At 54.3% G+C, this 10,524-nt stretch carries 12 protein-coding genes; 5 read left to right on the top strand and 7 right to left on the bottom strand.

Features of this window, described 5'->3' with window-relative positions; all coding sequences use genetic code 11:
* Positions 1 to 359: 359 nt before the first annotated feature.
* The 5 genes from VF639_RS10925 to VF639_RS10905 all read right to left on the bottom strand — a co-directional run bounded on the left by VF639_RS10925 (position 360) and on the right by VF639_RS10905 (position 4,547).
* Positions 360 to 605, bottom strand: coding sequence for a class I SAM-dependent methyltransferase (locus VF639_RS10925; protein WP_331145938.1), 246 nt, complete (start codon positions 603 to 605; stop codon positions 360 to 362).
* Between the two features lie 551 nt (positions 606 to 1,156).
* Complete coding sequence (locus tag VF639_RS10920) at positions 1,157 to 1,999, bottom strand: hypothetical protein (protein WP_331145936.1); 843 nt, start codon at positions 1,997 to 1,999, stop codon at positions 1,157 to 1,159.
* A gap of 138 nt (positions 2,000 to 2,137) precedes the next feature.
* Complete coding sequence (locus VF639_RS10915; RefSeq protein ID WP_331145937.1) at positions 2,138 to 2,656, bottom strand: acyl-CoA thioesterase; 519 nt, start codon at positions 2,654 to 2,656, stop codon at positions 2,138 to 2,140.
* Between the two features lie 82 nt (positions 2,657 to 2,738).
* Entirely contained in the window at positions 2,739 to 3,800 is a 1,062-nt protein-coding gene (locus tag VF639_RS10910) for a TlpA disulfide reductase family protein (RefSeq protein WP_331145935.1), read from the bottom strand.
* A 93-nt stretch (positions 3,801 to 3,893) separates the two neighbouring features.
* Positions 3,894 to 4,547, bottom strand: coding sequence for a protein-L-isoaspartate(D-aspartate) O-methyltransferase (locus VF639_RS10905; RefSeq protein ID WP_331145934.1), 654 nt, complete (start codon positions 4,545 to 4,547; stop codon positions 3,894 to 3,896).
* A 203-nt stretch (positions 4,548 to 4,750) separates the two neighbouring features.
* On the opposite strand from VF639_RS10905, the gene VF639_RS10900 reads away from it, so the two are divergent.
* The 4 genes from VF639_RS10900 to VF639_RS10885 all read left to right on the top strand — a co-directional run bounded on the left by VF639_RS10900 (position 4,751) and on the right by VF639_RS10885 (position 7,912).
* Positions 4,751 to 6,169, top strand: a complete 1,419-nt coding sequence (locus VF639_RS10900; protein ID WP_331145933.1) for a sugar transferase — start codon at positions 4,751 to 4,753, stop codon at positions 6,167 to 6,169.
* A 138-nt stretch (positions 6,170 to 6,307) separates the two neighbouring features.
* Positions 6,308 to 6,898: a riboflavin synthase gene (locus tag VF639_RS10895; RefSeq protein WP_331145932.1), complete on the top strand. Its 591-nt coding sequence runs from the start codon at positions 6,308 to 6,310 to the stop codon at positions 6,896 to 6,898.
* 49 nt (positions 6,899 to 6,947) lie between these two features.
* Complete coding sequence (locus VF639_RS10890) at positions 6,948 to 7,637, top strand: phosphodiester glycosidase family protein (protein ID WP_331145931.1); 690 nt, start codon at positions 6,948 to 6,950, stop codon at positions 7,635 to 7,637.
* Positions 7,638 to 7,705: 68 nt separating this feature from the next.
* Positions 7,706 to 7,912 carry a hypothetical protein gene (locus tag VF639_RS10885; protein WP_245118066.1) on the top strand — a complete coding sequence of 69 codons (207 nt, stop codon included), beginning with the start codon at positions 7,706 to 7,708 and terminating at the stop codon, positions 7,910 to 7,912.
* A gap of 183 nt (positions 7,913 to 8,095) precedes the next feature.
* Here the strand turns inward: VF639_RS10885 and VF639_RS10880 are convergent, their stop codons facing one another.
* Positions 8,096 to 8,674 carry a phosphatase PAP2 family protein gene (locus VF639_RS10880; protein WP_331145930.1) on the bottom strand — a complete coding sequence of 193 codons (579 nt, stop codon included), beginning with the start codon at positions 8,672 to 8,674 and terminating at the stop codon, positions 8,096 to 8,098.
* Positions 8,671 to 9,618: an oxygen-dependent coproporphyrinogen oxidase gene (gene hemF, locus VF639_RS10875; protein WP_331145929.1), complete on the bottom strand. Its 948-nt coding sequence runs from the start codon at positions 9,616 to 9,618 to the stop codon at positions 8,671 to 8,673. Before hemF ends, VF639_RS10880 begins: the two co-directional genes overlap by 4 nt.
* Positions 9,619 to 9,929: 311 nt before the next feature.
* On the opposite strand from hemF, the gene VF639_RS10870 reads away from it, so the two are divergent.
* The gene (locus VF639_RS10870; RefSeq protein ID WP_331145928.1) at positions 9,930 to 10,517 is read left to right on the top strand and encodes a CDP-alcohol phosphatidyltransferase family protein; all 588 of its coding nucleotides are present in this window, start codon (positions 9,930 to 9,932) and stop codon (positions 10,515 to 10,517) included.
* Positions 10,518 to 10,524 lie beyond the last annotated feature (7 nt).

Genomic DNA, 10,524 nt, shown 5'->3' with positions numbered 1-10,524 from the left:
TGGATGGCTCGGCTTTTTTATTGTTCGCGCCTGGGCTAATCTTTACGAGCGATGATAATAATGTGCCGGGCCGCAGCAGAGCCACCCAGCCGCCCAGCTTGGTGCAATAGTTTTGCCACCTGAGTACAGGCCACTACGGGTTCCAGTACATTTTTGCCGGGTAGCTTTTTGCACAAGGCTTCAAGCAAATACCGAGGCTTATCGTACAGATAATTTACGGTAACAACCGAGAAGGCACTTTTTTCGATTACGTCTGTATAATCAGCAAACCGATCGGGAGTAAGGTAATCAGTGAATACCGCATAACCTCCCGGACGTAGCACTCGGTGTGTATCCTGCAAGGCGGCCTGCGTCTGTTCTTAGCTAAACCACCAACCAACCAGCCCATCGCAAAGGGTAACTACCTCGAAGCTATATTCGGCGAAGGGTAGGCCAGGGGTAGTTGTCACGTAGTAATGCATGGCGCAGTCGTGCTGGCTGGCAAGCTCATCACAAGTCTGCTTACAGGCTTTCACCGCACTAGGCGATATATCGGAGGCGTACAGCTCTTTGGTGTAAGGAATAAGGTGAGCGGCCATCAAGCCCCGACTGCAGCCGAGCTCCAGTAATGAAGATGGAAAAGGGCAGACCTGACGGAGTAGCTCAACGCTATGGATATGACGGTACAGTTCTCCTCCCGGCGGCTATAACTCCAGGGTTCAGCTACAGAGCTGTATTGTTCTTCAAACCAAGGGTTGTAGTCTTGGTTTTGCAACATAAAACACCATCTACCTGCTTATAGCTGGCCTTGTTAGTTGAAAGTTCGGCGTCCGGTAGTGGCATTAGAGAGAAGAATAGTGAGAATCAGCTACTCAATTAAGTAATTTTTTGTCTTAATTATATAATCATTCATAGAAATTATGCTATAGATAGGCAAATTACGGGTGAGGTTGGAATGCTGAGCTTAAGGAAGATTTTTATCCCTGGATTGTTGGGTTTACAGCGAAACGATAAAAAAGCTTCAGCAGCTTGACGTTAGATAAAGCAGAAACGAAAAACAAGCTCCTCAATAACAGCGGGGTTGCTTCCAATCAACTCAATGGAAGCAACCCCGCTGTTATTGAGGAGCTTAGCTTATCTGGACAAACCTTCTCAATTTGCAAAGGCTAGCCCTTTTTTACGCCAGGAACATACGCTGCATAGCCTGCCAAAGCTGTTTTTTGCGGCCGGCGTCGTACTCCAGCATCTTGATTTCGCTGGCTCCCAGGAAAGCAGTATCACCGTAGAGTAGCACGGGCTCATAGGGCTGGGTGGTGTACACAGCCACATCGAGAAGGTTTTTGCCAAAAGCCAGGAACTGTTTGGCCGCAAGTGTTTTGCGCAAAGTGCACAAAGCCACCGGAAACTTTTCATGTTCTACATTCACGAGCACCACATCTTCTATCACCAGCCGGATAGCTTTCAGGATGTTGTTGAGGAACACGTTGCGGGGCAGCTTCCGAAATTCCTCAGCGGGCAGACGCACCAAAATCAGCAGGCCGTTGGGGTTGCTGCCGAGCGTCGCAAACGGAATGTGCGCCACCGGCGACTGCGTAGGGGTGGGCTGAATCCGACCCGGTTGCGAAGCTGGCGCATTAGGAGCGGCTGGCAGGTCAGCCAAAGTGGGTACTGAGAACAGCGGACCGGGTTCGGGAGCAACCGGAGCAGCTTGTATGGGTGGTGGAGCCGGCGCGGCGGGCGGCGGAGTTAAAACCAAATTGGCCAGGGAAGGGAGCTTACCTGGCGTGGCAGCAGGCTCGGCTGCCGCTAGAGGGGCAACTACCGGGGTAACTGCTGCACGAGGAACTTCCACCGACGCTGGTGCTGCAAGAACGGGAGCCGTAGCCGGCGCAACCGTTGCTACTGGCGCGGCTACTGGAACTGCCGTAACTACTGGCACAGGGGCCGGTTCCGCCACTACGTACAGCGATACATCGGTGTAAAAGTTCTGAAAGAAAGCCAGTGAATCAGCAGTTGCCATGAAGAGTAAAGGGGGCAGAGTAACGGAGTGATTATGGGGCGGAGCACTACCCAAGTAAAGCTATCAGCTAGCAACCAAAACAACAAAGAGGTTAACCTGACTACTCGATTCTACCACTGCTCAGTTCCTTGCCTAGGGTTATTCCATATCAAACAACGCCCTAAGCTCATTAGCTTCAGTGGGTTTCATGCGGCCCCCAAGTACTAGCCGCAGCTGGCGCCGCCGCAGCGCCCCTTCGTATAGCTGAACTTCCTCGGGTGTTTCCGGTACGGCCTCTGGTACGTCAATCGGGCGGCCCGACTGGTCGACGGCCACGAAGGTGAAGAAGGCCTCGTTGGTTTTCATCTTGGTTCCGCTCGGAATGTCTTCGGCCCACACGTCAATGTGTACTTCCATGCTAGAGCTGAAGGAGCGCGTCACCTGGGCTTGCAACGTAACCACGCTGCCCAGCCGGATAGCGTCGCGAAACGAAACGTTGTCGACGGAGGCCGTTACAACAATGCGGTTGGAATGCTTTTGGGCGGCAATGGCGGCCGCAATATCCATTAGGTGCATCATACGGCCGCCCATCAGGTTGTTAAGCGTGTTGGTGTCGTTGGGTAGCACCAACTCCGTCATTATAACGAACGAGTCCTTTACGGGCCTTTGTTTGCGCATCATGCAGTGAAATTCTCAGGAAATAAACGCTGCAAAGAAAGGCAGCCACGCCAAGAGTAACTGCATACTTTCAAAAACGTTGCTATGGCGTAGCTAAAAGCGTTTTTAGCTTTTCCTCGATAGAGGCTAAATCACTGCTTTTAACTAGCAGAACGCCCTGCTTATCGAGCAGCATGTAAGTGGGGAATTGGTCGATGTTATACTGTTCTATCACTCCTTTGTCCTTCTTTAATTCCGAGAGCTGCGTCCAAAGGGCTTGATGCTCTCGAATGGCTTTCAACCACAATTCCTTACTTTCAATAGCTTCCATTCCGATGCCTACCACGGCCATCTGCTGGGCGTAGCGCTTCTGCATCTGCTTTAAATGCGGCATAGCAGCAATACAGGGTTTGCACCAGTGACCCCAAAAATCGAGTAGCACATATTGGCCTTTGAATTTCTCCAGCGACACCGCTACGCCAGCCGTATCAGGAATGACAAAGGTTGGTACCGGGCGGCCTACTACCGGCTGCTTACGCAATACCTCCAAGCGAGTAGCTACGGCCTGCCCCTGCGTACTCGTCTGCACAACCGGCGCCAAGGCATGCCATAGCTGCTCGTACTTGGCAAGGGGCTGGTCATTGCTGTATTGAACCTGCTCGTAGAGCAAATCGGCACTGGTGCGAGCGTGCGGGTGACTTTCGATAAAATCTCGGGTTGCTTGCCCAATCAAGGGGCGTAGTGTGGCCACCGAGTCGGAGTGGGCCTCTGCCCGACGTTCAAATTTCCAATTAATACGCTGGTTGTATTGGGCCCGGATGTCGTTTTCTGGTGTGCCAGTAACTGCTAATTGGCCGGGCACTGCAACGTCGCCCGTGACTGTTATCCGGCCGGGCTCATACCAAATAGAAGTGTAGCGGGAGGGTACTATTTTCAAGTTTACGGTGCCATCGTCGCTAGGATGAGCTACGTAAGTGAACGAGTTATTGCGGGCGTACACAGTATCGTGCTGCTGGTGGCCGTTATGCTCGTAAAAGAACACAACTGACTTATTGCCAAGCCCCTTAATGTTGCCCGTTATCTGGCAGGGGCGTGCCGTTTGCGCGAAAGCAGAGGTGGCCAGACTCACACTTAGCAAAGTCAGCAAAGTAGCAGGTAGCGACATGTCAAGGAGTATAAGAAGACAAGGTAAATACAAGAAAACAGAGCTGGTTACCAGTTGCTTGTGCAGCAAGTATAACCCTAATCTGCTCTCCACCTATTCTTGCCACCCCGCTTTTCCTAGCAGTGGCACAAAACGAAACTGCTCGAATTCTTCCCGCGTGAATTCTTCTTCATTCACCCGCGTAACGCGCACCATGCGCTGCGCCTGCGCGTCGCCGACGGGGATAACCAGGCAGCCACCTACCCGCAACTGCCGAAGTAGGGGTCGGGGCAAGGTAGGCGACCCGGCCGTCACCAGAATCCGGTCGAAGGGGGCGTGCTCAGGCAAGCCCACGGAGCCGTCGCCGCAGAAGAGCTGCACCGTCCGGTGCAGGTGTGTTAGTCGGCGGCGCGTACGCTCGAAGAGCACCGGCTGGTATTCGATGCTGAATACATGCGGGGTGAGTTCGAGCAGCACGCAGCACTGGTAGCCCGAGCCGGTGCCCACCTCCAGCACGCGGTGCTGCGGCTCAGGGTGTAGCAGCGCCGTTTGGTAAGCCACGGTGTAGGGCTGCGAAATCGTTTGGCCCTCGCCAATCGGGAAGGCTTTGTCTTGGTAGGCGTGGGCCTGGAAAGCCGTTTCAAAAAAAGCATGGCGCGGCACGGCTAGCATGGCCGTCAGTACCCGCTCATCGCGAATGCCTTTGCGGCGCAGCTCGTCTACGAGAGTGCGGCGCTGGCCGCGGTGTCGGTAGGTATCGGCGTGCATGGTAAAGAAGCAGTCCCGGGGAGTGCATAAAGACGAGTCAAGGATTGGCACGGTTTTCCCGGTTTTCGGTTTATTGCCCTACCTTTGACCCGCTCAAAACGGGCGATCAGGGTCCGTTTAGGCATTTGTTTCGGTGCGAAGCTACCCATTCGCCCTCATAAAACCACTCGCCGGCCTCCGCTGCCGGCCCGATAACTCGGCCCTTGATTCGCACCTTGCAACAACTGAAGCTAATTGCCGCTGACTTTGGCGCGGCGCTTTTAGCCTGGGTGTGCTTCTTTCTGCTGCGTAAGTACCTGCTAAGTGAAATCAACGAGGGCTACCGCTTCACCGAAGGGGCCCTGTTTTACTTGTCAGGTTCCGCCGTTATGATTGCCCTGTTCTGGACGGTCCTTTATGCGCTTATTGGCGAATACCGCGACATTTTCCGCAAGTCCCGCCTAGGAGAGATTATTCGGCTTGGGCGCGTATCGGTGTTAGGGGCACTTATCATATTTTTCGCCTTTCTGCTTGATGACCAAGGCGTAAGCAATTATCAGCTGTACTACAAAACTATTACGGCCTACTTCCTGCTGCATTTCACTATTTCGGCCGTTCTGCGCACTATCGCCGTGAGCAGCGTGCAGCATCTGGTTCGCAACGGCACCATCTTTTTCAATACGCTGCTGGTGGGCTCGAATGCGTTGGCGCTTGAGACCTGCCACGAACTGCGCCGCAACAGCCGGCATCTGGGGCTTAAGCTAGTTGGGTTTGCGCCCGTCGGTGAAACTGTAGACGCCGGATTGGCTGCCGAACTACCCACCCGCGGTTCGTACCGGCGCTTGCCCGCCTTGGTAAGAGCGCTCAAGATCGAACAGATTGTAATTGCCATCGAGCCCTCCGAGCACCGCTTGGTAGAAGAGATTCTGACGCTACTCGAAGGAACTACGGCCCGCGTCAGCGTCCTGCCCGACCTCTACCAGATGCTATTGGGCTCGGTGAAAGTGAGCCATATTTTCGGTACGCCACTTATCGAAATCAAGCAAGATCTGCTGCCGGTGTGGCAGCGGGTACTGAAGCGGATAATTGATGTGGTAGCGTCTGCGCTGTTTCTGCTGTTGGCTTGGCCAGTCTATGCCTTCACTGCCGTCATGGTTAAGCTTTCGTCGCCAGGGCCGGTATTCTATTCGCAGGAGCGCATTGGGCGGTACGGCCACCCGTTCCGCATCTACAAATTTCGCTCAATGTACCTGGATGCCGAAAAGAACGGACCTCTGCTGAGTTCCGACCACGACCCGCGCATTACGCCCTGGGGCCGCTTTATGCGAAAAGTCCGCCTCGATGAGTTGCCCCAGTTTTGGAACGTTATCCGCGGCGACATGAGTATAGTAGGACCTAGGCCGGAGCGGCAGTTTTGGATCGACCAGATTGTGAAAGTCGCGCCTCACTACCGCCACTTGCACCGCGTCCGGCCGGGCCTTACCAGCTTAGGCCAAGTGAAATATGGCTACGCGGAAACCGTAGCTCAAATGGTAGAGCGGCTCAAATTCGATATTCTGTACATCGAAAACATGAGCTTGGCCATGGACTTCCGCGTGTTGCTCTATACCCTCAAAATCATCATTGAAGGGCGGGGGAAGTAGAGTCATTTAACAATTAACATTCAGCAGTTAACAATAAACTGGTTGCTAGCGTGTGTTGGGATAAGCTTACCAGCTAGTTTGTTGTTAATGACATTTGCTGATTGTTAACTGCTGAATGTTAACTGTTAATTGAAAACCATGTTCACTGGCATTATTGAAGGGCTCGGTACCATCCAGGACATGCGCCGGGAGAGTACTAATATTCATTTTACCGTGGCCTCATCTTTTGCGGCCGAGCTGCGCATCGACCAAAGCGTGGCCCACGACGGCGTGTGTTTAACGGTGGTGGCCGTGAATGGCGCTGCCGGCACGCACGTAGTAACGGCCATCGACGAGACGCTGCAAAAAACCAATCTGGCCCACTGGCAGCCCGGTCGCCGCGTAAACCTGGAGCGCTGCCTGGCCGCCAACGGCCGCTTCGACGGCCACATCGTGCAGGGCCACGTCGACCTGACGGCCGTGTGCGAATCAGTAGAAGACCAGAACGGCTCCTGGCTCTACCGTTTCCGCCACGCCCCCGGCCCCGGCCGCGTAACCGTGGAAAAAGGCTCGATCTGCATCAACGGCACCAGCCTCACCTGCTTCAACTCCACCGACGACGGCTTCAGCGTAGCTATCATTCCGTACACCTACGAGCACACTACTTTCCAGGACCTGCGCCCCGGCCATCAAGTGAATCTGGAGTTCGACATCGTAGGTAAATACGTGGCGAAGCTGCTGGGTAAATGAGCGTTTCAACGTGAACCGGCGAGCTGTATTTGGGCTTTTCTTGTGGGCGGTGGCGTTGCTGGTGGGCTTTCGGCCGTTTGCCAGGAAGCAGTCAGGAACTGCGAAATACGTGAGCTACCGGGCGAATCTGGAGAAGCAAGAACTAAAACTGTATTGGAAAGATGAACAGGGCCGGTTGTTGAGAAGCTTGGGCCGATTGGAAAATTGGCTTAGCGATAACGGCAGGCACCTGGAATTTGCCATGAATGGCGGCATGTTTAAAGCCGGCAATGTGCCTGTGGGGCTGTTTATACAAGAGCAGCGCGTAGTAGCGCCGCTCGACACAGCCACTGGTGCGGGCAATTTTTATTTGATGCCGAATGGGGTGTTCTATACCACCATCGACAACAAAGCCGCTATTTGCCGGACAGCGGCGCTTCCTAACACCAGAAAAATCCGTTTTGCTACGCAGTCGGGGCCGCTACTGCTCATAGATGGGCGTATTCACCCGGCTTTCAACGCAGCTTCCAAAAACCTGAACATTCGCAATGGCGTCGGCATTTTGCCAGACGGTTCTGTATTGCTGGTCATGTCGAAGAGTAAAGTAGGGCTTCACGAGTTTGCAACTTATTTTCAGAAGCAGGGCTGCCGCAACGCGCTGTATCTGGATGGCTTTGTTTCCCGAACTTATTTGCCGGCGAAGGGATGGGTGCAGGCCGACGGTGATTTTGGGGTTATCATCGGGGTGACAGTTCGTTAGCCAACCACTAAACTCCCTTTCAGCGGTTGCGTATCAAGTAGACCATCAACTTGTTACTGCTCCCAGCCATGCCTAAATCCAAGCGTGAACTAATCGAACCCACTCCCGGCGACAAGCGCTATGTACGCCGCAATGCCAAAGGCCAATTCACTAGTGAGGTGGAGCTGCACCGCTCCTTATCGCAGGACGACCGGCATAATTCCAAAATCACCAGCAAGCCCGGCCAGGGCGACCGGGGTGATGGCCATACTGGTAACCGGAAGCCCGCGAAATAACAACTTGCTTAACCATGAAAAAAGCCACTCCTAATTAATCAGGAGTGGCTTTTTCTTGGTTGAATGAACTCTCTAAAAGTCAGCGGTGGCCTACAAGGCTATGCCAAAATAGGGAAGAAGGAGAGTTAATTAGGAATGCTCCGGGTGAGGGATAGGCTGCTAACGTAAGTTCAGCTGATCGGTTCAGGAAATGCCAACCAGCGGGCAGGAAGTGGTCAAGCGCTTGTAGCTGGTAGCACTTAGCCACGCGAGCAGACTGCCAAGCGCGGCGCCGGCCAGCACGTCGGAGGCGAAGTGGGCGGCCAGGTAGATCCGGCTGTAGCTGACCAGCACGGCCCAAAGCAAGAGCAGCCATTTCGCCCCCCGATATTGCCGGGGCAGCACCAGATTTACGAACACCGCAAAGGCAAAGGCATTAGCCGCGTGCGACGACATAAAGCCAAACTGCCCTCCGCAGCCGTGAATCAGGTTGAGGGTAGCAGACAGTTGCGGGTCGTGGCAGGGGCGCAGGCGGGCGAAGTAGGGCTTGAAGAACCGGCTCGATATCAGATCGGCCAAGCCGACGCTGGCGCCGAGCAGTGGCACCAACAGCAAGGCCCGACGCTTGTAGATATAGCTCAACAGCACCAGCAGCACAAAATAGGCCGGAAACCATACTTCGCGCTCGGTGAAGAACACCATGAGCGCATCCAGTTTGGGCGTACGGTGGCTGTTGGCGGCCACTACCAGCCAGCGGTCCAGGGCTTGTAGCTGCTCGATCAAGCGGAGAGGGGCGTTTCAGTGAGCCAATCAACGCCTTTGCGCAGCCACTGCTGAGTGGTAGCCTCGGGCGAGCCTGGTTCAATAGCGAAATTATAGTGCCACTCGGCCTGGGGTGGCAAACTCATCAGGATGCTTTCGGTGCGCCCCCCGGTTTCCAGTCCGAAGCGGGTGCCCCGGTCGATGGCCAGGTTGAACTCGGCGTAGCGGCCGCGGCGTACTAGCTGCCACTGCTTCTGCTGTTCGGTATAAGAGCGGTCGGCGTTCTGGCGCAGAAGCTCAGTGTAAGCTCGACCAAAAACTTCGCCTACGGCACGAATAAAAGCGAACAGCGCATCGGCTTCGCCGTCTTTACCCACGGTAAGCCGGTCGAAAAATATGCCGCCGATGCCGCGCGTTTCCTGGCGATGAGGGAGGTAGAAGTAGTCGTCGGCCCACTGCTTGAAGCGGGCGTAGTAGGTGGGATCGTGCTGCTGGCAGACCTCGGCAATTTGTTGGTGAAACCAGCGGGCCTGCGCCTCTTCCACATAAATAGGGGTTAAGTCAAGGCCGCCGCCAAACCAGGCCTCGCCGTTGCCGGCTTCGAAGTAGCGCACGTTCATGTGCGCAATGGGAACCATCGGGCTGCGTGGGTGCTGCACCACGCTCACGCCGGTAGCAAAGTACTCGGGGTTGGGCATAAGCAGCACGCGGGCCGCCTGCTCACTCATTGTGCCTGACACGGCCGAGAAATTCACGCCCCCCTTCTCGATGATGTGGCCGCCGGTCAGGATGCGCGAGCGGCCCCCGCCTCCGCTGTGGTGCTGCCAGGCATCTTCCTGAAAACGGCCCGCGCCATCAGTAGCTTCTAGCTGCTGGCAAAGCCAATCCTGAAACGCACGCAGCCAAGCCTCCACGCCGGCGCGGAAGGTAGAAGCGGGAGCAACCGAAGGGAAAGAGTTTGACATGAAGTGTGATACGGCGACTTTTTATCGACTTGAAAGCAAGTACAAGATAGCCACCACAAATTTTCAGGCTGCGAAGGTAAGACTTTGTATGATTCAAAGGTTGCTAACCTCAGCAAGTGCATAGCCAACAGCCCGCATTTGTGCAAGTAAGGTGTTCTATTTAAAGCAGCTTAAACAACTAAAATATAGAAGGTTATGCTCGTAAATGCAGGTGTTGTAAAGTCTGCAGTGGGCAAAAGATGGAAGCCTATGGCTAATGGGAGAGGCTATACTTGTAGGAAGAGTATTTATTCCCTGTTTTCAGCTATTCCATGTACCGTAAGATTCCTGTTGTTCTTGTTTACGCACGTCTAGTCATGGGTTTGAGCGCGCTAGGAGTTTATCTAGTGCAACCAACTCCCGCCCTTTGCTATTTAATGGTGGCCTTGTTACTCTTCGGGTTGATTACAGATATATTCGATGGCATCCTTGCCCGCCGCTGGGGAGTAGCTACGCCCAAACTACGTCGTCTGGATTCAACCGTAGACTTGATATTCTGGCTTTGCTTGCTGCTCGGGATACTCTATTTGCGTCCCGCCTTTCTCACGGCGAATGCGTTGCCAATAGGCCTGGTAGTGGGGCTAGAAGCACTGACGTATGTGGTTAGCTACGTGCGGTTTCGGAAGGAAATAGCGCTACACACCTTTTTTGCCAAAGGATGGACGCTGCTGTTAGCTGCTACCCTAGTGCAGTTGCTGCTAAATGGGGAAGTAGGGTTGCTGTTTTGGGTATGTATATCGGCGGGCATTCTGAGCCGGTTGGAAATCCTGGCAATCCTTTGCACGCTGCCTGTTTGGGCCACCGATATTCCTTCTCTCTACCACGCCGTGCAGCTACGGCAAAGCAAACTTCTGCCGTAGAGGAAAG

It is taken from the genome of Hymenobacter sp. (assembly GCF_036387835.1).
GTDB lineage: Bacteria > Bacteroidota > Bacteroidia > Cytophagales > Hymenobacteraceae > Hymenobacter.
Note: the sequence above shows the minus strand (reverse complement) of the source record. Positions and strands in the feature narration are given on the sequence as shown.